Here is a 23,790-nt window from a genome sequence, read left to right as displayed (position 1 = left end):
TACTATTAGCGCTCATTTATTAACGTACTAAATCTAACTGGGATCAATTTTTATGTTTAAACCAAGCCTGTTAACCTTGGCTGTATCAAGCGCAATGAGCGGTGTATTATTTAGCGGTAATGCAACAGCACAAGAGCAAATTATTGAAAAAAATAAATCGCTTGAAGTTATTGAGGTTACAGCAACACGCCGAAGTGGCTCTATTCAGGCTGCGCCTCTTAACATTACTGCGCTTGATGCCGATGTAATGAAAGACCAAAATATCAGCGAATTAGCCGATGTAGCGCGTTGGGTGCCAGGTTTAACAATTACTGATCAAGGTGGTCGCTCTGGCTCACCTATTATAGTTCGTGGATTAAATACAAATTCATCAGGCCCTTCATCAGATGGCGGCACGGTAGCCACTTACATTAACGAAATTCCAGTATCGGTAGATATGCGCCTTGTTGATGTAGAACGAGTAGAAGTACTTATTGGGCCACAAGGCACACTATACGGGGCTGGTACATTAGGTGGCGCTATTCGCTACATGCTTAAAGAGCCAGAGCTTGATTTTATATCAGGTGAAGTATTTGGTGATGTTTTTCAAACTCAAGAAAGTGATTCAATCGGCGGCGAAGCCGGTTTTATCTTCAACTTACCATTAATTGAAGACAAACTGGCGGTACGTACCAGTTTAAATATTTATGAAGACCCAGGGTTTATAGACTACGCCTACACCGTTCGTGAACCAGGTGTGTCGATTACCGACCCTGATTGGACAAACCTTGATGCAGTAAACAGCAACCTTAAAAATGTAAAAGACGCCAACGGTGAAACCACCACAACTGGGCGTATTTCATTGCGTTACAAGGCAAACGAGTCATTCGAAGGCACATTAAACTACTTCTATCAAAAGCAAGACACCGAAGGCCGCTCAATTGTTCATCACAATAGCCTTAACGGAAATAATGGTTTAAATGATCGCATCGGCAAATACGAGTCAGCGTATCGTTTTGAAGAGCCACGGGAAAAAGAAGATCAATTACTGAGCCTCGAACTTAAAGCCGACTTAGGTTTTGCCGAACTGGTATCAGCTACCGGTATTTCACACTTTGAAGCCGATGGTCAACGCGACCAAACTGACCTTTTAATTCGTTTAGACTATGGCTACGAAGAGTTTCCTTCGTTTTCGGCATTTACCCGTGAATTAGACGAAGTCGATACCTTCACTCAAGAGCTACGTTTGGTATCACAAAATGATAGCGATTTAAACTGGATTGTTGGTGGTTTTTACAATAAAACCGATACCGACGCATCAAGCAGAGAGTTTACGCCAGGCTTTGATCAGTTCGCAGTTGATAATTTTGGTGGCGCACAACTTAGACCTGACTCTTTAGAGTATTTAGAAATTACTGGCAGCAAAGTCACTGAATCAGCACTTTTTGGTGAAGTAGGTTACCAAGTAACCGATAAACTCGACATTACTATTGGCGCGCGTTTTTACGAATACGACGTAGAATCAAAAGCGGCCTTTGACTTCCCATTAGCAAATACCTTGTATGAAGGTGCAGCACCTGATGCAATTTCAGTTAACTTTGAAGAGAACGAAGCCGGTGATAACGGTAATCTGTTCAAATTTAATGCTAAATACCAATTTACAGATTCAGTAATGGCGTATGCAACTATAAGTGAAGGCTTTAGAATTGGTGGCTCAAATGGCTTAGTGCCTTGCCCAACCCCTCTACCTGAGGACCAACAAACAGGCTGTGGTACACCTGATGAAATGCTATACGATGCCGATACAACCACCAACTATGAGCTAGGCTTCAAAAGTACTTGGATGAGAAGCCAGCTTCACTTTAATGCTGCGCTATTCAATGTAGATTGGGATAACGCACAAATCGCCGGTGCAACAACAGTAGGCCAATTACCTTACTTATCAAATGCTGGTAGCGCAAATGCGAAAGGGATTGAAATTGCCACGCGTGCAATTTTATCGGACTCGTTTACTGCCTATGCAACTTATGCCTATACAAAAGCAGAACTAACCTCAGACGCTCCGTATTTATTTAATGCCGATGGCACTGATGGCGCAAAAGATGGCGACCGTTTACCGGGCTCACCTGAGCATCAGTTATCTATGGGGATTAACTACCAAACAGAAGTGTTTAACGACAAAACCTTAGATATTAACTACGGTTTAACTGCACAAAGTGATGTAATTTCAAAAGTAGGCCTACGTGACAACGGTGAAGCACTCCCAGGTTATAGCTTAAGTAATATTTCAGCTAAATTAACCGCCGATGCGTGGTCGACTACTTTATATGTAGATAACCTATTTAATAAATATGCGATTACTTCTGTTCGTCGTTCAGATGCGGATATTACAACAGCCAATGGCGCAGACATACAACGTAACTATGGTTACTTTATTAATCGCCCACTTACTGTTGGCATTAAATTTAACTATAAGTTTGAAATATAATTAAGCGACAAGTTTGAAATGTAATTAAACGATAAGTTTAAGTACAATCAAGAGGCTCAAATTAATTTTGAGCCTTTTTATTTGTAAGTACATTATTTATAAGAGTATTCATGCAGCCAAACTTAAAGCAACTACACCAAAGCGCTATCAACAACTTAAACCAAGGCAATATTCAGCAAGCGCATAAAGCACTGGTTGAGCTGGTTACACAACAGCCTGACTTTGCTGATGGCTACTTTTTACTCGCTATGGTTAATTTACAGGTTGGCCAAATTTACAAAGCGATAAAGCTAATTGAAAAAGCATTAAGCTTTACTAAGTCTATTGAATATACAGCGCAACTTGCCAAGTGTTACGCCCTTACCGGCGATTTACAAAAAGCAAAAAACACCGCCCTCAGCGTTAAGATTGAACATATTAGTAAAGCACTTGATGCCGATACATTAGGCGTCGCGCTCACCCAAGCGGGTTTACATCAACAAGCAGCTGATTACTTTATATGCGCATTAAGTTTAGCTGAGGCGAGTAATACTCGTCAGCCGCAGTTTTATTATAACTATGGGGTGTGTGCTAAATTTTTAGGCCAGTTTGATAAAGCACAGCAAGCGTTTGAAAATGCCATTGCACTGAACCCGCTTCATCATCAAAGTCATTTTGCCTTAGCCGATTTAACTAAAGTCACCGAACATAATAACCACATAGCGCGATTAAAAAATGTATTCGAACAGGTCAATCATCCCGACGCTAAACTGCATATAGGTCATGCGCTCGCTAAAGAATATCAAGACTTAGGAGAGTTTTCAGCAGCCTTTACCGCGTTACAACAAGGTAAAGCAGCAAAACTCGCTAATAAGGCGTTTGATAACCAAGCGTCTGAGGCTTTATTTGCACATATAAAACAGCTCAGTGATAAATACAAAAACCAACAAACAGCTGGCAACCAAAGCAGTGAGCCAATTTTTGTATTAGGCATGCCGCGCTCTGGCACCACATTAGTTGAACGCATTTTATCAAGCCACAGCGACGTACAATCGGCGGGCGAGCTGCAAGACTTTGGCCTAAGTGTAAAAAAACTTAGCCAAACGCACACGCCTCAAGTACTCGATATAGACACCTTAAACCAAGCTTACCAGCTTGATTTTGCAAAACTTGGCAGTACTTACCTTGAAGCAACCCGTGTTGTAACCGGCAGCCATAAACACTTTATTGATAAACTACCGTTTAACTTTTTTTATATCGATTTAATTACCAAAGCTCTGCCAAACGCCAAAATAATTTGCCTGCTTCGCGAACCCATGGACACCTGTATTGGTAACTATCGTCAGCTATTTACCATTAACAACCCGTATTATGCTTACTCCTTAGACTTACTCGACACCGCTAAATTTTACAGCCGCTTTTATAAACTGATCCAGCACTTTAGCGCCCTGCACAGCAATATTAAACTAGTAAAATACGAAGAACTCGTCGCCACACCAGAGCAAAAAATAAAAGAGTTAGTGAGCTATTGCGACTTAGACTGGCAACCACAGTGCCTTGATTTTCATTTAAACACCGCACCGGTATCAACCGCTAGCAAAATGCAAGTGCGCCAACCGCTTAACAACAAGGCCATAGGCCGCTGGAAAAAGTTTAAGCCCCATACAGATGAAGCGCAGGCTTATTTAGTTAATCAAGGAGTGATAGGTTTAATTAAATAACAACAACTGTTACTTGGACGGGTAGTTCAGTTTGATAAATTTTAAAGTTACCGGATGGATTCACGAACTCTGATCAAGCGGGTTGATATAATAATTAACACACCACAAACTATACCCAAACCAATGGACTTACTTAATCCCAGTGCTCCTAAAACAGGTTTTATCATAAAATAATTAAAAATAACCATAGGTAAAAGCGCAACGAAAAACACTTTTACATTAAAGGTTACTGCAAATGGTTTTTTACATTGTGGGCACTCTCTTATCTTGCTCCAACTTTGTAGCGCTTTAGAAAAAAATCCAATTTTTTCTTCACAATGAGGACATTTATAAAATTGTTCATTCGCCTCAAAACCATCCTCTACTTCATGACTCGTTGTTGGATTTTCAAGGCGATTATTTAACTCTTTCTTTAACTCATTTGTTCTTTCAGGATACGCTTCTTTATCGATAGCACGTAATGACTCTTCTAGCTCTGAAATTGAATATTCTGAGTAATTTGGTTCCATACCTGTGTTTTCCTTGTTTAATACAGCCCACTGAGAAATAGTTTCGTTAAAGTATCCTCAAGAGGCGCTAGTCGACTGTTTTTTTTATATAAATAAAATAAATGAAAGGTCGCTATAAAGGGTGCAATAATAATATATATAAAAATAAATTCTTGCGGTTTCATCGTACTAAATTCAGTCGTAGTTAAAACGACAGGACAAAAACTACAACCTAATAACAATCCAACTATCACAATAATAGGATGTTTTAATACCGTTAATTTTTTCATCGTTTTTATTAATGAATGTAGTGACCATAAACCATAAGCACCACCCACCAAAAAATAACCCAAAAAAGGGTTTAATGTAAGTGAAAATACAACCCAACCAAATATACTATAAATCAAATAAAGCAATAACGTAGGTACAAAAACAAAAGCAGTATAAAGAGATATTATTTTTTGTAATTGCGAATTACTCATACGTCTTATAAACATCCAAAACTGTATTAAATAGCAGATAATAGCTGGCTAAAGCATCGTGCGATTGCAATATGTCGCTTTTTCAAAATCACTAATGTTCATTGCAATGTTAGAAATTTCAGGAAATAAAGTAACAAGCTTACTAACAATTGCTCGTGATAGGTTCGCTTTTTGCTCTGTTGTTCTTCCTTGCATTATATGGGCAAACACATGAATAAAGTCTTCACGCTTATTCCCCACAGAGAAAGTATTAAATGGATTTATTCTAACTTTTATATCACCTTCATCGAATAAACCTGTAGCGTGAGCAACAAAATGAATTTGTTCAATAATGTATTCCTCATCATGTTCCCCAAAAACACTTTCAGAACAGTCCATTATAAAATGAGGCATATACTCTCCTTGATATTAGGGTCTGTTGACCTTTGCGGATTAAAATTTGTTCAAGCTAGGGGCGGTTTAATCGCGGCGCGAGGTTTGTAACCTAGTGGGCTAAGTCAAAACCGAGCAACAAAGAGTAAATCGCCCCTAGGCAGAACCCAAAGGGCAGCGCCTGTTTGGCATTACTGCTGTGTTATCGCCTATTTATGGGGAATAACCACACCACATAGGCTCTGCCTTGCCTAAACACCAAACAGGCTGCTGCAAATTTAACCTTGAAAGGTCAACAGACCCTAATCGCTAATGTAAATAGTTTGACCGCATCTTACTTGTGAATGAGGTTCATATTGGTATTTATCTTAAATACATTTTTTCAAAACAGCTTATATAAACATTTCGTGAGGATTTAAAAAAAACATTCTTTTCCAACCCTGAGTCTGTGTTGTAGCTAACCAAGGAATTGGAATTATTGATAAGATTGAATAATGAATATGCGGTTGTTTTCCCTGGGCATTACCTGAATCTCCCAAAACACCAATAACTGAGCCAGCCTTAACAACAGTACCCGTTGTAACAGAGTAACTGTCCATATGCGCGTAATAGTGAATACGCCATTTAGGCCCTAATACTGCCACTACATTCCCGCCTTTACGTATTGTGCCCGTATAAATGACTAAGCCTTTGCTAGAAGAAAGTGTGGTAGTCCCTTTTTTACCAAATATATCAATCCCTTTATGTACCACAGAGCTTCCCCATGGCTCATACCAAAAAGTATTATGGTTCCAATCATTGGGTGTTGCACCCTCAACAGGAATAACAATGTCATCTGGTATAATCATACCTATAAGGAAAACTGCGGTAAGTAGAACGAGTATAAATCTTAATTTTTTCAATGAGCTATCCTTGGCACATATTAACCGAAGTACTACCAGTTTGGGTGTCTGCGTGGGAGCTATTCATACAATGGGCTTTAGTTTATAAAGGGAAGATTTTAATGCCCTAACCAGGCCCAAGTTAATGAAATCCGCTGCCCTAGGCCATCCCTGCATTACTCAGCATATTAATTAAGCTGATATTAAACCGAATTAGGCGCGTTAAATCAACACACTAATTTCGACTATAAGTTAAGTTGAATATGAGCGTCTCAATTAACATAAGCGTTTTGTATTATCGATTGTCTGCAAAGTGTGCCAATTGCAGACGGTCAGGGGCTATAATGCCTGAAGTCAAGGCTTGACCCATTTAGCTTTAAGACGGAGTCCACTTCAGTTTCCTCATTAATGATTTAGACAGATATATTATAGTGCTATGATGAGTGAGGATTTACTCTAGGAAGAAGCTATGGAAAAAACATTTTCAGCATCGCAATTAGTTGACATTGCTAACGTTATCAAAGAAAGGATTTATGTCCCTGTCTTTGCAAAACAAAGAACCATCTTTCTATGTGGTGCAGATATTAAAGACAAAACCCAAGGTCGCTTTAAAATGGCTTCTTTACTTAAAGATAATCAAAGTCGAATTCAGTATGAGTTACTATACCCTGAAAGCTTATTTGATGATCTGCTTGCAGGTCAAGGTCAGCACAGTTTACTTGCTTTAGAAAATATTTTAGCTAGTTCTGTTGATGCGATTGTACTTCTACCAGAAAGCCCAGGCTCTTTTGCTGAGTTAGGTGCGTTTTCCAGTAACCCAAAACTGGTCAATAAGCTAATTTGTATTGCTAATCAACGCTATAAAAACAAAAGAAGTTTTTTAAACTACGGCCCCAATAGGCTTATTAAATCGTCAGATACTGGAAAAGTTATCAACTTGGATTACGATAAACTGACTTGCCCGAAAGATAGCGCTAAAATTTTTAGGTTGATATCTGATTCGATTACAAAAATCCAAAAACAAAACCCAGTGAAGAAAAATGTGACTAATATCTTGGAAGCTGAAAATTTCATTCTTCCGTGCATTTACCTCATTGAGAATATTGATTTTAGGAACTTAAGAACATTACTCAAAATAGCAACGAATCAAGATGATGTGATGTCAGAGATAGCAACACGTTCAGCCCTAACAAGATTGCAATATAAACGAATGATAATGAAAACAACAATTGGCTATGACATGACTAAAAGCGGCGAGTCACATGTTCGATCAAAATTCACCAGTCACCGCTTAGATCTTGTTCGGATTGAAATAATGAACTTTCAATATCGTGGAAAATCAGGTATTCATTATGATAGAATGGGCAAACGCACCTTTAGCGAGTTGTTTTTTGAGAAATCAGGAATACAACTGGGTAGTGATTCGCTGTCCTTCAACTAATCTGATTTATTGGCTCATTTAGTTCTTGCTCACTAAAACTCCGTTTTAGACTCGCAAGTTCTAAATGCGAACTTATGACGTAAAGGTGCGTATTCATAACATGAAAAGCTCGTCAAGCAATAACAATTTAAGCAGACTTAAAAATCTAGGTTTACCTGCAATAACTGATTTAGATGAACTGTCTAGTCATATGCGATTGTCTTCAGGTCTAATTCGGCAATTAGTTTATAAGTCAGATGAGCATTACAAAGTCTATGAGCTAGAGAAGAAATCTGGCGGAACAAGGGAGATAGCGCAGCCCTCAAGAGTAATGAAAGCGGCCCAATCATGGATTTTAAGAAAAGTTCTGTATCGTTTGAGTTCTTCCCATAACTCTAAAGGTTTTGAAAGAGGAGAATCAATATTAACAAATGCAGCTCCTCACGTTGGCGCTCATGTTTTGCTAAATATAGATCTAGAAGATTTCTTTCATTCAGTTCCTGCTTCCCATATTCACAGTATTTTTCATTCTATCGGGTATAATAAAAATTTAAGCCATATATTTACTTGTTTATGTACTTACAACGGTCGCTTACCTCAAGGTGCTCCAACATCACCCAAATTATCGAACTTGGCTTGTCAACGCTTAGATTCAAGGATACAGGGCTATTCAGGTCTTAAGGGTATTATTTATACTCGATATGCAGATGATATTACCTTGTCAGCCTTCAATGAAGCCAAGATTAGAAAAGCACAACCCATGATTGAGGAGATTGTGCGGGACGAAGGGTTTACTTTAAATCACAGAAAGACAAAGGTTTGTGGAACTCGAAAACGTAAAGAAGTAACAGGTTTGGTTATTTCTACTGATGGTGTTGGTATCGGGCGTAAAAAGTATCGTCAAATGCGAGCAGAAATCCATACTATGCTAAAATCTGACAGTTCAAAACTTGCTCAGGTCAATGGTTGGTTGGCATATGTGCAAAGTGTTGATGAAAAAAACTATAATCGACTGGTAAAATACATTATGACGCTGAAAAAAACTTTTCCTAACAATGATCTTTTTGATTCAATTCCTTTCATAAAAGCGACGACAATGTAGGAAAATTGACGAGACATTCGTTTTGGCTTTTACGTTTATTCACCCTCTTGAAAGTACATAACTTAATATATTGCCTTAGTTAAGGTTATCTAAAATATTGTCATAATTCAGAGTTCGTAACAAACCTTTGTCCGTTATCAAGCTAAGGTGAGTGTCTGCAATTCGCTCTTTGCCGAAGTACGGCTCAGTGCCATGAGCGGACTGCCGCACCCTTAGACTCTTTTTATATTTAAGATTTCCAAGAACTTATTTTTATCTTTCTTTCGTTCAACCCAAACATAGAGATTAGTTCTTCTTTTTCCGCTTCAGTATTTGTATATATGTACTCAATATCCTTTTCAGAAAAACGTAGAGGGTGAGGTAATAGCAGCTCATTGTATTTTTTTTCATTTGCTTTGTATGTTGAATAGTTCTCAGAAATTGGTCTGTTTCCAATCTGCTTTTTACTTGGGACAAATCTCCATTCATTTTCACTTTTGAAGCAAAAGTTTTCGTCCTCATTCCAACTATTGTAGCCTGTTTCATGTTTTGTAAAACATTTCATTTGCATTATTGGCAAGCGTAACTCGTCTGGCAATGTGTCGAGATTTTGCCGAGCTCGCAGTAAGCTAATAAGTCCTTTTGCTGCTGGGGAGTTTTTTTCTACATACAAGACTGGGCCAATTCCGCACTTTCTAGCCCAATCTTTTTTTAATGCAATTCCATAACGACCGTATGTAACCTTTTTATGTTCTAATTCGTTGTCGTCAAACTCGCTAAATGAAACTATTGGATGTGCCGCATTTGACACTATTTTACCTTTTTCATCACCTATATACTCACAGCAATATTTCAGCCTAAATGACTTTGAATCAAGAATAGAGTTTAGAAACTCAAATTTTTTCGTAAAATGAATGATCATCAAATACCCAAATTGACAAATAAATATAACGCCACCATAAGCGGTGAGTTACAGTTGGCTAAAATGTGAAGCGAAGCGGAACCGAGCCAACTGATACGAATGATCTTCACCCGATAAAGTGGACACCGTCCACGTTTCAATTAACTGCCAATTCAAACTCGGCAGGTGATTTATATCCTAAACTCGAATGCAATCTCTGTCTATTGTAAAAATAATTTAGGTAAACCTTTAATTTTGATAATAGTTTACCGCTGCTCTCAAATTTATTTCCTCGAATTAAATCTGCTTTAAGCGAATGAAAGAACGACTCGACTTCTGCGTTGTCAGTACAGCACCCAGGCCTATTCATACTGGCTTTGATGTTTTTGCTAGCCAAATACTTTTGTACAACGTGAGCACGGTATTCTGCGCCTCGGTCAGTGTGAAATAATACACTCTCTGTTGGCTGTCGTTTCTTTATCGCAAGCCTTAGCGCCTTTAACGTAAGGTCTGTTGTTTTGTTTTTACCAAACGCCCAGCCGATTACTCGACGTGAATATAAGTCGATAACCAAAGCAAGGTAATGCCAACGAGCGCCGACTTTTAAATACGCAATATCGCCAGACCATTGCTGATTGATCCCCGTGGCCTTTTCTCTATCTTTGCGTTTGTTTTCTATCTCTTTATAAAAGAACTTCACCTTCGCCGGTTTGCTGTAAGTCTTAAGGGCTCTGGCTCTTAAACCGTTTTCTCGCATTAAGCGGGCAACACGTTTTTGGCTTGTGTTTATACCTTCTTTTTTTAGCGCATGAAATACCCATGGGCTACCATAGGTTTGATGATTTACATTGAAAACGTGCTTTATCTTCAACAACAAATTAGCATCTGACAGCGCTCTAGCTGACACTGTTCTGTCACGCCAAGCATAAAACCCACTACGCGAAACATTAAGCCAAGAACACAAGTATTTTACACCTAAGGCTTGTCCGAATTTTTGGATGAATCCAAATCGTTCTGATGTACTTCCGCCAGATACCGTTGCCACTTTTTTAGCAGGTCATTCTCCTGCTTAAGACGCTCATTTTCTTTCTTAAGCTTTTGAATGTTATCCAGCTCTTTTTTTGTTGGGAATTTACTCATTGTTTCATTGTTGCTTTGATAGCGCGGTACGTTTTTAAACTTACCTTCTCGATACTCTTTTCGCCAACGACTCAGCATTAACGGATGAATATCTAGCGCCTCGGCAACGTCCTTTGACATGACATCGTCTCGTAAGCTTAGTTCGACTGCTTTGATTTTAAAATTAACTGGGTAAAACCATGTCTTTCTAGGTTGGGTATATCTAGGCATTTTAGCCTCCTCAAAGTAATGAGGAGGTGTCCACTAAAACGGGTGAGGAGCAGAATCCGACTTAATGGCCTTGATACTCATTGAGCCTCCTCCCCAGCATCGCGATTATTCGCTACGCTGAAAAGGCAACCAACCTTACAGGAGAAAGCTCAATGAACTTTTACAATAACATGCATCCATATTATTGTGGAATCGATTTACACGCGCGATTACTTTACGTCTGTATCATTGATAATACAGGACTTATCCTTGTTCACAAGAAAATTAAAGATGACCCAGAAGCACTACTAAAACTACTTAAACCGTATACCGGTGACATTGTGGTTGGCGTAGAATGCATGCATTGCTGGTATTGGGTCGCTGACTTTTGTAAAGAACACACTATCGACTTTATTCTCGGTCATGCGTTATATATGAAGGCGATTCATGGCGGTAAAGCCAAAAACGATAAAATAGATTCATATAAAATTGCCAAACTCATCCGAGGGGGAAACTTCCCACTTGCTTATGTGTATGACAAAGATATGCGTGCTACGCGCGACTTATTACGCCGAAGAACTAAAATTGTTCGCCACGGCGCTGATTTAAAAGCCCATGTCGCCAATACCGCCAGCCAGTACAATTTACCTGCCCACAACGTGAATTTAAAGAACGTCTGCGACAGAGAAAAGATGCGCTATTACTTCCCTGACCCCGTTGTGCAACGATCTATTAATTTAAATATGGCCATACTCGATTGCTATCACAATGAGCTTAAGCCTTTAGAGCATTATATTGAACAAATGGCCAAGCAACACAACCCTGTCCACCTTAATATCTTGCAAACAATTAGTGGTATAGGCCGCATTCTCGCACTTACCATTATTTATGAAATTGGTGACATCAATCGTTTTTCAAGCGTACAAAAGTTCGCTTCATATAGTCGGTTAGTCAAATGTAAAGCAGAGTCTGCCGGCAAAACCTATGGCACCCAAGGTAACAAAATTGGCAATGCACATCTAAAATGGGCGTTCTCCGAAGCCGCTGTATTACTGCTGCGTCACAATCATAACGCCAACAAATACCTCGAAAAACTACAAAAACGAATGAGCAAAGCCAAAGCACTGTCAGCGCTTGCGCATAAGCTTGGTCGCTGTGTTTATTATATGCTTAAAAAAGAGACGGTATTCGATGAAGCAAAATTCTTAAAGAGTTAGTCACGGTACTGAGTGAGCTGAACATCTAACTGGATATAAGGCTGAGCATCAATCAATTGGGTGAGTTAATAACCAACAAGGTTTAACCTGATTATATGCCTACAGACCTAAGCCACTTGTCTTGATTAGACGCTCAGTACGCGTGCATTAATACAATAAACAAAGTCGCTTACACCTGACTTGAGCCTGAAACTAACTGGATCATAATGATGAAACCAGCCGCCTTGAATAGTGCCATGATGAGGTTAACCGATGAATGTCTAGTGCCCCAGCAACCCCAAAAGGATATGGGAAAAACCTGGCTGCGATGAGATCGCAATAAGAGAGCCTCTATATGTGTTTGCCGTAAGCTACTTGCTTAACAGCCGTATCGACAGACGAAGTAAACGAATTTGTTTATTGGTTTAGAATTGACCGTCAATTTATAAAAACGGTCAAAAAGAACACTAATGCCTATTGACAGAGTTAAGGCTCATATGTGTTATGTGCCTAATCTAATAGATGACTATACTTTTCAGGAAGCAGGCTAAACTCACCCCATCCAAGCCCTTGGAAGCACAACCCTGTTCCGTTATCCTGAACTGTGCCATAAACTATAACAATGCGACCAACTGAATCATCTGTAATGCCATGAGCTTTTTGATCTTTGTCTTGTGATTTAATGCAAAAATCTCCAACAGCTTCCGTGTCCAAATAAGTCATACGAAAATTAGTTGGTCTTTTATGCTCACCTAAATGAACCGTACTGATTATACGACCATAATAAAACTTTGGTTTGTCATCTTCTTCAGAAATCGATTTCACATCTTTAAGTAAATCAATTAAGCGAATTGCATTGTTTTTATCTGGAAGGTGAAAATACTTGTATAGATTTTCATCAAAGTTTCGGCATAAGCCAGCAACAGTTTTGATTTTGCTCGGTAATGTAAAGCTCTCACCATTATGACGACCTATTGCAACTTCTGTTTCTGGACCATCAAGATCCTCTACTGGTGTTTCATCATATACCGCAGGTTTATCTTCTTTCGGCTCAGGTTTTGACTTTAAAAAACTACTGATAATCACTAAATTTTCATCGTCTATAGCCTGCTTAGCCTCTTCCCAATTATTAAATCTCTTACCTTCTGGTTTTATAGATTTCAAATCACACTTCGTATCTTTGAATTTTGTCATGTGTGAAAAATAAGCATCACGTCCATTCGTAAAGTGCTCTTTTTCTTTTGGGATTCTATTTAGATTGGTAAAGCAAGCTGGGCAAAACAACGTACCGTCCATTTCAGGTTGATATTCAGAAGGAATTAATTTTCTAGCATTTGCCTTTAAGTGTGCTCGATCGCCTGTTTCATAATCCCAACCATCCATCTGATATGAAAATTTTATTCTTCTATTGGATTCATTAGTACTCATTTTCAACTCCTTTTAATGAATAATTCGCAGTATTCGACTTGGCACATAACGCCCGATTAACGGGTAAAAAATTGTGGGCTAAAATTGAGCGAAGCGAATAGCCCGCAAGTTTTTTATCCCTGTTTAATTGCTTGTTAGGTTGCATTTAGCAGAGATTTTATTGCATTTTCAACAAATTGGAACCCACCATTGCGACTAATTAATAGTATAAGTATGGAAAGCAAAACTAAATTGAAACCTGACTTTATTTTTGAGATTGCTAATTCTCGTTGAGCACTCTCTAAACCGCTAAACAAAGAACTAAAGAAGAAACTAAATAGAAACTTGCCATATGTTAATTCGTTAGCTTTTTCATTAACTAGCCAGAAATGGTTTAACGCTTTGATGGCTATCCAGAGCTTTTTCACGCCTAACCCGAAAAGAAGCATTGAACTGCCAGCTAACAGCAAAATAGCAAAATAGCAAAATAGCAAAATAGCAAAATAGCAAAATAGCAAAATAGCAAAATAGCAAAATAGCATAACCATGTTCAGCAGATATTTGAGGTACGTCCATGACTTCCTTTGCAACCTAACAGCTTATTGAACACCATTTTGGTGGTTTATAACACACCAAAATGGCGTATATTACATACCATGATAATTTCACCAATAATTACCTTTGTAAACAAGTAATTAAAACAGCTAGAAATTAAGCATGTTATTTTGCCCCAAAACGGCGTTTAATAATGTTATTGGACAAAATTAGATTTCTACTTAAAACACAGGAATAAATTTAACTTTTTCAGTGTCCGGTTATCGCTCATACCCGAATTCTTTTGTAGCGGGCTAAGCTTAAAACTCCATAAACACCGGAGTACAACTAATGCATCAGTTAACAATATATCAGCCTAAAGAGCCTTGGAATAAAAATAAGCTTGTAGGACAAAAGTTACCTCTGAAATTACAGCAAATATGGGCTATCCGAATACGACTAGAACTTTTTCATAAAATAAGAGATCTAGCACTATTTAACCTAGCCATAGATAGCAAACTAAGAGGATGTGACTTAGTTTCACTAAAAGTTAACGACATCGCACATGGTAAAACAATCCAATCAAGGGCAATAGTCGTTCAAAAAAAAACTGGTATGCCTGTTCAATTTGAAATTACTGGAAATACAAGGATCTCAATTGTGGCGCTCATAGAGCAATTTAGTCTCAATTCTTATGATTATGTTTAAATCACGAGTTCATTCTTCTGCACACCTCTCAACCCATCAATATGGACGTATAGTTGACTCTTGGGTCACCTCAATTGGGTTAGATAAGACTCAATATGGTACTCATTCAATGAGACGTACCAAACCATCACTAATTTACAAAAAAACTAAAAATTAAAGAGCCTGTCAGCTTCTACTTGGCCATAGAAAACTAGAGAGCACTGTCAGATACTTGGGAATAGAAGTTGATGATGCGTTAGAAGTATCAGAACAGATCGATGCTTAAATTTGAAGCTAAGCCAGACTCGAAGTTAGAGTCTGGCACGTGCCAATAGCACTCATAGCAACTTGTTGACTTGCTTTAGTTAGCAGTAAGCGGTCTGTTTGTTCACTTTGACAATTTCTGTTTCTAAAATTAAATGGTCCTTAATCTAACTTCTTATCAAGTAATTTTAGTGAGAGTGGTACAACAACATAAGAAATTAATGGCACAATAATACCTACAGCTACGATAACGTTGAGCAACTTATTATCTGTTACATACCGCCCAATAAAATCAGGGATAAAATAAACCAAAGGTACGAGCGCTAAGAATGAAATCAGCGCTATGATATGTTGATTAGGTTTTTTTACATTATTCATAGTCAATACATTTATCAAGAATTTTAAATAACGGCCGTACTCACATACGGCCAAATAGTTTTAGTTCTGGCCACTGGCCTGAAGGAAACTGTTATACACCCAACGATAGCTTGTATGTTCGCCCAACACGCCGCCGAGCGCTATGCCATGCTCGCTTCGCCAGTCATCCATCACTTCCGCTAATACAGATGCCCATGTGACCACTTTCACACCAGCTTGTGTCATTCGATGCATAGCAGCATCAGTTACAGCTTTATTCCAAGTGCCAGAAGCATCAACAACGGCATATACATCGTACCCCTCAGCAACGGCTGATATGGCTGGAAATAGTAAACAAACATCAGTCACAATACCTGCCATGATAATTTTCTTTCGGCCAGTGGCTTTAATGGCTTGTTTAAACTCAGGGCTTTTCCATGCATTAATCTCACCAGCACGCTCTATTATATCATCGCCTAAAATATCAGTAATTTCAGTCATGATAGGCCCGTTAGGTCCATCAGGCATACTGGCAGTAATAATGGATGGCATGCCCACGGTTTTTGCTAATGAACACAACCCCTTGATATTTTGTGTCATCAAATGCGGATCTTGGTCTCTACAACTAACCAATAAGCCTGTTTGATGGTCTATCATTGCCAAAACGGCGTTATCTATAGTTAGCATTTCAGTAAACTTATTCATTTCTTTCTCCTGATGTTTTGTAATTATTGATGTACGACTATCATGCTAAGTGGCGTAATTGCTTTTACTTCAGCATCAATGCTTCGAATTAGGTCGCCGTCTTGAACAGCCTGTCTGTCATTGGCTTCAGTAAATTCAGCGCTTCCATCTGTTACGTATACCAAAGACTCATTTGGTAATTGAATGCTTTTGCCGACATCAAGTTTTATGATGTCGATAATTGTCGAGCTATTGAATGTGTCGGACTGCTCTTTGCTCCCCCCATAGATGCGTGTTACACCTTGATCTTTTGGCGAGTAATATTTGTAACCCGCTGGTTGGCCCTTCTCTTCAGGCAATGCCCATAGTTGTATCATTCGATTTCTTTGGCTGTCGGGGTTGATTTCATTATGCGAAAAGCCCTCTCCACCAGCCCGCTGCACCTGCACATCCCCCTTTTCAAGACCTTGACCGTTTTCCAACGATCCTTCGTGGCTAACTTGACCATCAATCATCACCGAAATTACATCAATCTCCATATGCGAATGCATACCTGTTTCACCATGTGGGTTAAACTGTGCATCAGCCAAATAAACAAAATTGCCTAAGCCTTCTGATGTTTCAGGTGATTTGCGTTGCCCAAAAAGCTGTGTGTCTGTCACTAATCGATGTTCGCGTAAACCTGCAAAACCTCCCAAAGTGAGTGTGTTTTTTGAAAGTATATGCATTTCATACTCCTGTCATATCTGTTAATAAAGCAATCATAGGCGCTATTTACTGTTTTATATATAAGGGCTTTTTGATAAGATAATTCCACTTTCAACAACAATTAGAAATTATATGAATTATGATGTGGATGACCTGTTAGTTTTCCTTGCAGTGGTTGAGGCTGGTAGTTTTACTGTTGGTGCTAAACGTTTAGGCATACCTAAAGCTAATGTTAGTCGCAAGGTATCTCGGTTGGAGCAAAAATTAGGGGTGACACTGCTTGAAAGGTCAACACGCTCACAAAATTTAACAGAGGTAGGTACACGCTTTCTAACACATTGCAAACGCATTCGTGAGGAAATCGATTTAGCTGATGCTACCGTTTCTGAAATACTTCACAGTTATAAAGGCACGATAAGAATTGGCGCATCGGTGACTATAGGTCAGCAAATCATCAAACCGGTTATCTCTTCATTTTTACGCAAATACCCCGATATCAATATAGAACTAAGTTTAGCTAATCACCAAGTTGATCTTATTGAAGAGGGCTTTGATCTTTTAATTCGGATTGGTGACTTAGATGATTCACGTTTAATTGGTAAACGATTAGGAAGTGCTCAAAGAAAATTCTATGCAAGCCCTTCCTATTTAAAGCTTAACAATGAGCCCAAAGAAATTGGTGAGCTGTGTAATCATCACTTATTGTTAATGCGTATGCTTGGTAGCGATAATAAGGTAGAGCTTATATCAAAGGAAAAAAAGAAATAGTTCAGCTAAATCCAAGGCTTGCTGTTGATGATTTTTCTGTCGTAAAGCAGGCGACTATTGACGGTGAAGGTATTGCACTCTTACCCAGCTATATGTGTAAAAAAGCAATCAGCAATGCAGAATTAATCAACATCCTTCCCAAATGGGGTATGAGTGATATCGATGTTTATGTGCTATATCCAAAGCATCGCGCAAAGATACCTAAAGTGAAAGCTTTTCTTAACTTTACAACAGATACTTTTTTAAAAAAATTATCACACTGAAGGACTGCTTTGAAGGTATCATTACTGAGTGATGGTTGTGTGCTGAGCTGACGCTCATAAACTTAGTCACTTTTTATATGCGTTTCTCAACTTTCCAAGGAAAATTTAAGCGGTTTTCACCTGCCCAGTAAAGTTGGATTTTATTACCAGGCGGATCTTTAAGTATTGCTTCTTTCCACAGGTACCGTTGCTCTGTCGGCTGTTGTTCAAACTGAAAACCTTTTTTTGTCAACTCAGTACACAGTTCATCAAGTTTTTCATGCTCGAAGTAAATCACAGAATAGTGTAAGTTATTACCAGTTATAAGTATTATGCTTATTTAAACATGTGAAAAAGGGAAAGTATTCTTTTATTATTACGAAGACAATTACAACCCACCTGAATGTCTGGTTATCGCTCTTTGCCGAAGTTCGACTCAGTGCCAGAAGGGGTCATTCATATAAAAGAAGCAGACCCGATCCCATTATCTTTAATATTAAATCTGCAACGAACTAACTTATTAAGAAATCTAGCTAATGCCTAGAATTTCAAGACCTAATGTTTTTCTATTATTATTTGCTTACGACTTTTCGTATCTATTTTCACAAATCCACCAATAGGAAAGCAAATATGGGGTGTTGTATGTCCAAAGTTTAAATTGTAAAGCACTGGAATTGATGCTAACTCTTGTTTGGATTGTATAATTTTTCTAAGCAAGGTCTCTGATACTTCTGACTTTAATTGAAATTTTCCAATGACAATGCCTTTAACCCTATCGAAATTTTTTTGATGAATTAACGATTGCAGATCTCTGTCAAAATTTGAAGGAGATGTTAACTCGTCATCTTCAAGAAACAATACAGAATTTGTTAAGTCAGGCATAAACTCAGTTCCTTGAAGCAAATTTAAAGTACAAAGGTTGCCTCCAACTATTTTTCCTTCTGCCTTACCATGATTTAAGACTTCTATACCATTGTCTTTATAAAAGTTTCTTTTTTCCTGATCTATATACCATGCATCATCACTCCATTGCTTGGAGTTTATAACTTCATAAGGATCATTTGAGAATAAACACTTTTTAATATAATTTATTGAGAAATCAATCCCCTTAAGCATCCCCAAAGTTGAATATGCAGGCCCAGAGTACGTTACTAGCCCTGTTTTGTGGAATAATGCATTTGATAAAGCTGTAGTATCAGAGTATCCACATATAATTTTTGGATTTCTTTTAACAATATTATAGTCAATATACTTTAGTAATTGATTTACATTATCGCCCCCAATGACAGTAAAGATAGCTTTTACTTTTTTATCTAAAAATGCTTCATGTAAGTCTTCAATTCTTTCTTCTATAGATGAAGACGAAAAATCATCTATAGACTCACAATTCTTTGAAAATGACAATGTGAGGCCAAGCTCTTTAAACCTAGTGTTTGCTATTTCTTGCGTCTTTTTATCAATAATTGACAAACTTTTAGAAGGCGCAATTATCCTAACTTCATCATTCACTTTTAGCTTATTGGGGATTATCAATTTGTTCTCCTACCGGATACTTGAAACAGCATGTACATCAAAATAGACCGAACTTCGCATAAGTGCCATTTGCAAACTGTCAGGAGTGTAATGTCTGAAGTCAAGATTTGACCCCTTTAGCTCTTTGACCCCTTTAGCTCTTTAGCGCAAAAACGTCCTTATTTTATGAGCTTCTATTAATAGCAAAAAGCATAAGTTATTGCTAGCTATATATATTATGCTTAGGATGAGTTATTTCGTCATGTAGAAAAAGGGGAAGTATCCTCTTAGCTTTACTTAGCTGGCGGCAAATCTCCTGAATGTCCGCTGATCGCTCTTACTAGCCCCCTAGCTTTTGATCTAAGAGTCAAAACTCAGCATGTCAATTAAAGGTTATTGCTCATCGGCGTCGCGAATGCGTTCTTTACGCTCTTGCTCTTCATCAAAGGCGGCTTGAATTTCGTCAAGTACTGAGTCTACATCTGCCGCTTCGCTGTCGTCTTCAAATTCGCCACTGAGTTTTGAGTGCGGGGTTAAGTTAGCATCTGCAAACAATGCCCACATTTCTTTGGCGTATTGCGTGTGTAATAAGGCAGGTGCAAATTGGCCATAATAGCGGCGCATGTTATTTACATCGCGGGCAAACATCGCCTCGGCGCTATTATTAGCAGAGGCGTTAACCGCTTGGGGTAAATCAATAATTACCGGGCCGTTACTATCTACAAGTACGTTAAATTCAGATAAGTCACCGTGAATAATCCCTGCGCACAGCATGAGCTTGATGTAATGCATCATTAATGTATGTTGCTCAATGGCTTGTTGCTCGGTTAAATCAACTGCGCCAAGTTGTGGTGCAACATCGCCTTCATCATCGCTTACAAGTTCCATTAGCAATACACCGTCAATGCAGCCGTAAGTTTGCGGTACCCGAACACCTGCTGAGGATAAACGCGAGAGTGCGTCAACCTCGGCATTTTGCCAAATTTCTTCTTCTAATTGACGGCCATAGCTGGAACGTTTACCCATAGCACGGGCTTGGCGGCCACCACGTACTTTTCGTCCTTCTTGGTACTGTGCAGCTTTTTTAAAACTGCGCTTACTGGCATCTTTGTATACTTTAGCGCAGCGAATGTCATCGCCACAGGCGACTACAAATACATCGGCCTCTTTACCGCTCATCAAACGGCTGATAACTTCATCAATAAAACCATCATCAACTAATGGCTGTAAGCGTTTAGGTATTTTCAAACGACACCTACTAAAAATACAGAGTTGGCTTTTTGTTTTGCTATGTGGTTCAAACGAGGCATACCTTTGCGGATTGAGGAAAGTTATAAATTATTAGTAAACTTTAAAGTTACATTTAATGACTAAATTACGCAGCTAGAATAAGCGACTACACAGAAAAAGCCAACCGCCTTTTGTGCTTTTTAAGTATTATTGAGCCCATATTTAATTAAACAGCATAAAAATGCTAGCAAATAAGCAAAACAATAAATACATAACTAAAATTGTTAACTTATTTCAACCCTAGCCAAACTTCTACCTGCATCATTTAATCCCCCGCAATACGCTTCAGTCACTTAATATTATTGTTTTTGGTTAAAGTTTATACTTGCAGTTTTTCTGTTATGTAAACGAAAAATAAGCATATAGCTAAGCGCTCATTCAGTAAGACTGCATTAGTATTAATACTTTATAGAACATTAATAAACACAGGATTATTACACAGGAGTATATATTACATGGCAACCACACCTAAAAAGTCACATGAGGTTAATAAGATACAATCGGCTTTATTAAACCCAGAGCACAGCATTCAAGTAAGAGGCGCGCGTGTTCATAACTTAAAAGATGTGGATGTAAACCTGCCTCGTAATTCACTTGTTGTTTTTACCGGTATATCGGGCTCAGGTAAATCATCGCTCGCTTTTGGAACATTATTTGCCGAATCGCAGCATCGTTATCTTGACTCGGTTTCACCTTATGCACGCAGATTAATTGATCAGGTAGACGAGCCTGATGTAGATTCGATTGAAGGCCTGCCACCAGCGGTCGCACTGCAGCAGCAGCGTGGAGCACCCTCGGTACGTTCATCGGTAGGTAGTGTAACCACTATTTCTAACGCGCTGCGAATGCTTTACTCACGTGCAGGCGAATACCCCAAAGGGCAAGGCATACTTTACGCCGATGCGTTCTCACCTAATACCCCACAAGGCGCCTGCCCAGAGTGCCACGGTATTGGCCGTGTATTTAACGTAACCGAAGAGCTGCTAGTGCCCGATCCCACTAAATCAATTAAAGAGCGCGCCATTGCAGCATGGCCGCCTGCTTGGCAAGGTAAAAACCTTAGCCGTATTCTTACCTCTTTAGGCTACGATATTAATAAACCGTGGAACACCCTGCCAAAAAAAGCCCGTGATTGGATTTTATTTACCGACGAAACACCTACGGTGCCGGTATTTCCTGAGTACACACTTGAGCAAACCCAAGCCGCTATTAAAAATGAAGAAAGCCCTAGCTACATGGGTACATTTACAAGTGCTAAACGCTTTGTTTTACAGTCGTTTGCAAGCACTCAAAGCCCACGTACTAAAAAGCGCGTATCGCAGTATATGCAAATATCACAGTGCCCGCAGTGCGAAGGAAAAAAACTCAAAAAAGAGTCGTTATCGGTTAAAGTGGCGGGCCTTGATATAGGCGAAATTTCACAGCTAACACTCAATGAGCTGGCAGAAAAGTTAAGGTTTGCTGCTAGTCACCCCGCTAAAAGTAACGCTGAAAACCCCGAAAAAGCCATAGTCGCAAAGCGTATAGCGGGCGACATTCTTAAACGCGTTGAAGCACTTACCAAACTTGGTTTGGGGTATTTATCGCTTGAACGCACCACCCCATCGTTATCGCCTGGTGAATTACAACGCTTAAGGCTTGCAACACAAATTCGCTCAAAACTATTTGGCGTAGTGTATGTGTTAGATGAGCCTTCTGCAGGCTTACACCCTGCCGATACCCAAGCCTTGTTAGCCGCATTAGATGAGCTAATAGCCGCTGGTAACTCAGTGTTTGTGGTTGAGCACGACGTAAGTGTTATTCGCCATGCTGATTGGGTGGTCGATGTAGGGCCAAATGCGGGCTCCCATGGCGGTAATATTGTTTATAGCGGCCCAGTTGAAGGCTTAAAGCAAATTAGCAGCTCACACACGAGCCAGTATTTATTTAAAAATATCGAAGCGCAACAAACTCACATACAAAGTAAACAACGCCCAGCAAAAGCATGGCTAACGCTTAAAAATGTTGAGCGTAATAACTTACAAAAACTTAATGTAGAATTTCCGCTTGGGGTTATTACAAGTGTTACAGGGGTATCAGGCTCAGGTAAATCAAGCTTAGTAAGCCAAGCGCTTGTTGAATTGGTTTACAATGCACTAGGGCAAAAATCGCAGCCACAAATACCTACCGATGAAGCCGAGCTACTCGAGCAAGAGATTGATATAACAACCGGCGGACAAATAACTCACGGCATTGAACACATAAAGCGCCTGGTAACGGTTGATCAAAAAGCCATTGGCCGCACACCTCGTTCAAACCTTGCAACTTACACTGGCTTATTTGATCACGTACGTAAACTGTTTGCCAATACCAAAGAGGCAAAAGCGCGTAAGTACGATGCCGGTCGCTTTTCGTTTAACGTTAAAAAGGGTCGATGCGAAAATTGCGAAGGCGTAGGCTTTGTAAGCGTGGAGCTGTTATTTTTGCCTAGCGTGTATTCGCCTTGTCCTGTATGTAACGCCAAGCGTTACAACCAAAAAACACTCGAGATTACCTATAAAGATAAAACTATTGCCGATGTGCTTAATTTAACTGTTGAATCAGCGCATACATTTTTTGCCGACGAACCTATTATTTTGCGCGCGCTAAATGCGCTGCTACAAGTAGGTCTTGGCTATTTACGTTTAGGCCAACCTGCTACTGAGCTTTCGGGCGGCGAAGCCCAACGTATTAAACTTGCCACTGAACTACAGCGTACTCAGCGCGGCGATACACTTTATATTTTAGATGAACCAACCACAGGCCTACACCCAAAAGATGTAGCTATGCTAATGGCGCAGTTAAATGGCTTAGTTGATGCTGGGAACACCGTCATTATGGTTGAGCACGATATGCAAGTAGCCAGTAACAGTGATTGGGTTATTGATATTGGCCCAGGAGCCGGCGACGAAGGCGGGATAGTAGTTGCACAAGGTAAACCAAACGAGGTTGCGCAATCTACAAAAAGCCGTACTGCGCCGTTTTTAAAAGTGCTGTAAAGT

The 23,790-nt window shown here is 39.2% G+C and carries 21 protein-coding genes and 2 pseudogenes; 9 read left to right on the top strand and 14 right to left on the bottom strand.

What is annotated here, in order from left to right; genetic code table 11:
• The first annotated feature begins 52 nt into the window (after positions 1-52).
• Both AB8618_RS18980 and AB8618_RS18975 read left to right on the top strand, forming a co-directional pair.
• Positions 53-2,467 (top strand): TonB-dependent receptor, encoded by a 2,415-nt coding sequence (locus AB8618_RS18980; protein ID WP_413403024.1) that lies wholly within the window; start codon positions 53-55, stop codon positions 2,465-2,467.
• Positions 2,468-2,577: 110 nt separating this feature from the next.
• The gene (locus AB8618_RS18975; RefSeq protein ID WP_413403022.1) at positions 2,578-4,167 is read left to right on the top strand and encodes a tetratricopeptide repeat-containing sulfotransferase family protein; all 1,590 of its coding nucleotides are present in this window, start codon (positions 2,578-2,580) and stop codon (positions 4,165-4,167) included.
• Between the two features lie 47 nt (positions 4,168-4,214).
• Here AB8618_RS18975 and AB8618_RS18970 read toward each other — a convergent pair whose 3' ends face one another.
• The 4 genes from AB8618_RS18970 to AB8618_RS18955 form a co-directional block, all read right to left on the bottom strand.
• Complete coding sequence (locus tag AB8618_RS18970) at positions 4,215-4,676, bottom strand: hypothetical protein (protein WP_409425744.1); 462 nt, start codon at positions 4,674-4,676, stop codon at positions 4,215-4,217.
• 17 nt (positions 4,677-4,693) lie between these two features.
• Positions 4,694-5,137 carry a hypothetical protein gene (locus tag AB8618_RS18965; RefSeq protein WP_409425743.1) on the bottom strand — a complete coding sequence of 148 codons (444 nt, stop codon included), beginning with the start codon at positions 5,135-5,137 and terminating at the stop codon, positions 4,694-4,696.
• Between the two features lie 48 nt (positions 5,138-5,185).
• Complete coding sequence (locus tag AB8618_RS18960; protein WP_409425742.1) at positions 5,186-5,530, bottom strand: 5-carboxymethyl-2-hydroxymuconate Delta-isomerase; 345 nt, start codon at positions 5,528-5,530, stop codon at positions 5,186-5,188.
• A gap of 371 nt (positions 5,531-5,901) precedes the next feature.
• The gene (locus AB8618_RS18955) at positions 5,902-6,411 is read right to left on the bottom strand and encodes a M23 family metallopeptidase (RefSeq protein WP_409425741.1); all 510 of its coding nucleotides are present in this window, start codon (positions 6,409-6,411) and stop codon (positions 5,902-5,904) included.
• A gap of 448 nt (positions 6,412-6,859) precedes the next feature.
• On the opposite strand from AB8618_RS18955, the gene AB8618_RS18950 reads away from it, so the two are divergent.
• Together AB8618_RS18950 and AB8618_RS18945 are read left to right on the top strand one after the other, a co-directional pair.
• Positions 6,860-7,831 carry a retron St85 family effector protein gene (locus AB8618_RS18950; protein WP_409425740.1) on the top strand — a complete coding sequence of 324 codons (972 nt, stop codon included), beginning with the start codon at positions 6,860-6,862 and terminating at the stop codon, positions 7,829-7,831.
• A gap of 100 nt (positions 7,832-7,931) precedes the next feature.
• The gene (locus AB8618_RS18945; protein WP_409425739.1) at positions 7,932-8,912 is read left to right on the top strand and encodes a retron St85 family RNA-directed DNA polymerase; all 981 of its coding nucleotides are present in this window, start codon (positions 7,932-7,934) and stop codon (positions 8,910-8,912) included.
• A gap of 229 nt (positions 8,913-9,141) precedes the next feature.
• Here AB8618_RS18945 and AB8618_RS18940 read toward each other — a convergent pair whose 3' ends face one another.
• Both AB8618_RS18940 and AB8618_RS18935 read right to left on the bottom strand, forming a co-directional pair.
• Positions 9,142-9,813, bottom strand: a complete 672-nt coding sequence (locus tag AB8618_RS18940) for an abortive infection system antitoxin AbiGi family protein (RefSeq protein ID WP_409425738.1) — start codon at positions 9,811-9,813, stop codon at positions 9,142-9,144.
• A 136-nt stretch (positions 9,814-9,949) separates the two neighbouring features.
• A protein-coding gene (locus tag AB8618_RS18935; protein ID WP_409425737.1) for an IS3 family transposase occupies positions 9,950-11,142 on the bottom strand; the annotation gives its coding sequence in 2 pieces (ribosomal slippage) (positions 9,950-10,834 and positions 10,837-11,142; 1,191 coding nt in all).
• Between the two features lie 152 nt (positions 11,143-11,294).
• Between AB8618_RS18935 and AB8618_RS18930 the strand changes: the two genes are divergently transcribed.
• A complete protein-coding gene (locus tag AB8618_RS18930) occupies positions 11,295-12,338 on the top strand; it encodes an IS110 family transposase (RefSeq protein WP_409423286.1) in 1,044 nt (347 codons plus the stop codon).
• Positions 12,339-12,827: 489 nt separating this feature from the next.
• On the opposite strand, the gene AB8618_RS18925 is transcribed toward AB8618_RS18930, so the two are convergent.
• Together AB8618_RS18925 and AB8618_RS18920 are read right to left on the bottom strand one after the other, a co-directional pair.
• Entirely contained in the window at positions 12,828-13,745 is a 918-nt protein-coding gene (locus AB8618_RS18925; protein ID WP_409425736.1) for a hypothetical protein, read from the bottom strand.
• Positions 13,746-13,879: 134 nt separating this feature from the next.
• The gene (locus tag AB8618_RS18920; RefSeq protein ID WP_409425735.1) at positions 13,880-14,272 is read right to left on the bottom strand and encodes a hypothetical protein; all 393 of its coding nucleotides are present in this window, start codon (positions 14,270-14,272) and stop codon (positions 13,880-13,882) included.
• 337 nt (positions 14,273-14,609) lie between these two features.
• Between AB8618_RS18920 and AB8618_RS18915 the strand changes: the two are divergent.
• Positions 14,610-15,231, top strand: a pseudogene (locus AB8618_RS18915) (tyrosine-type recombinase/integrase).
• Between the two features lie 140 nt (positions 15,232-15,371).
• Here the strand turns inward: AB8618_RS18915 and AB8618_RS18910 are convergent.
• From AB8618_RS18910 to AB8618_RS18900, 3 genes are read right to left on the bottom strand one after another with little or no spacing between them, the layout of a single operon-like run.
• Positions 15,372-15,587, bottom strand: a complete 216-nt coding sequence (locus tag AB8618_RS18910; protein ID WP_024594841.1) for a hypothetical protein — start codon at positions 15,585-15,587, stop codon at positions 15,372-15,374.
• Positions 15,588-15,647: 60 nt separating this feature from the next.
• A complete protein-coding gene (locus AB8618_RS18905) occupies positions 15,648-16,271 on the bottom strand; it encodes an isochorismatase family protein (protein ID WP_058551563.1) in 624 nt (207 codons plus the stop codon).
• A gap of 23 nt (positions 16,272-16,294) precedes the next feature.
• A complete protein-coding gene (locus tag AB8618_RS18900) occupies positions 16,295-16,978 on the bottom strand; it encodes a pirin family protein (protein ID WP_409425734.1) in 684 nt (227 codons plus the stop codon).
• 112 nt (positions 16,979-17,090) lie between these two features.
• Here AB8618_RS18900 and AB8618_RS18895 point away from each other — a divergent pair, with 112 nt between their 5' ends.
• Both AB8618_RS18895 and AB8618_RS18890 read left to right on the top strand, forming a co-directional pair.
• On the top strand, positions 17,091-17,726 hold the full coding sequence (locus AB8618_RS18895) for a LysR family transcriptional regulator (protein WP_409425733.1): 636 nt from the start codon (positions 17,091-17,093) through the stop codon (positions 17,724-17,726).
• On the top strand, positions 17,705-17,989 hold the full coding sequence (locus tag AB8618_RS18890; RefSeq protein ID WP_409426132.1) for a LysR substrate-binding domain-containing protein: 285 nt from the start codon (positions 17,705-17,707) through the stop codon (positions 17,987-17,989). The genes AB8618_RS18895 and AB8618_RS18890 overlap by 22 nt, the downstream gene beginning before the upstream one ends.
• Before the next feature lie 73 nt (positions 17,990-18,062).
• Here AB8618_RS18890 and AB8618_RS18885 read toward each other — a convergent pair.
• From AB8618_RS18885 to AB8618_RS18875, 3 genes and pseudogenes are all read right to left on the bottom strand, one after another.
• Positions 18,063-18,272, bottom strand: a pseudogene (locus AB8618_RS18885) (VOC family protein); the annotation flags it as partial.
• Positions 18,273-18,523: 251 nt separating this feature from the next.
• Positions 18,524-19,498 (bottom strand): S66 family peptidase, encoded by a 975-nt coding sequence (locus AB8618_RS18880; protein ID WP_418157370.1) that lies wholly within the window; start codon positions 19,496-19,498, stop codon positions 18,524-18,526.
• Between the two features lie 375 nt (positions 19,499-19,873).
• Positions 19,874-20,728: a PA4780 family RIO1-like protein kinase gene (locus AB8618_RS18875; RefSeq protein ID WP_010389247.1), complete on the bottom strand. Its 855-nt coding sequence runs from the start codon at positions 20,726-20,728 to the stop codon at positions 19,874-19,876.
• Positions 20,729-21,225: 497 nt separating this feature from the next.
• Here AB8618_RS18875 and uvrA point away from each other — a divergent pair, with 497 nt between their 5' ends.
• A complete protein-coding gene (gene uvrA / locus AB8618_RS18870) occupies positions 21,226-23,787 on the top strand; it encodes an excinuclease ABC subunit UvrA (RefSeq protein ID WP_413403015.1) in 2,562 nt (853 codons plus the stop codon).
• Positions 23,788-23,790 lie beyond the last annotated feature (3 nt).

It is taken from the genome of Pseudoalteromonas sp. RW-H-Ap-1 (assembly GCF_048318575.1).
Taxonomy (GTDB): Bacteria; Pseudomonadota; Gammaproteobacteria; order Enterobacterales; family Alteromonadaceae; genus Pseudoalteromonas.
This window is presented reverse-complemented; position numbering and strand designations above follow the sequence as displayed.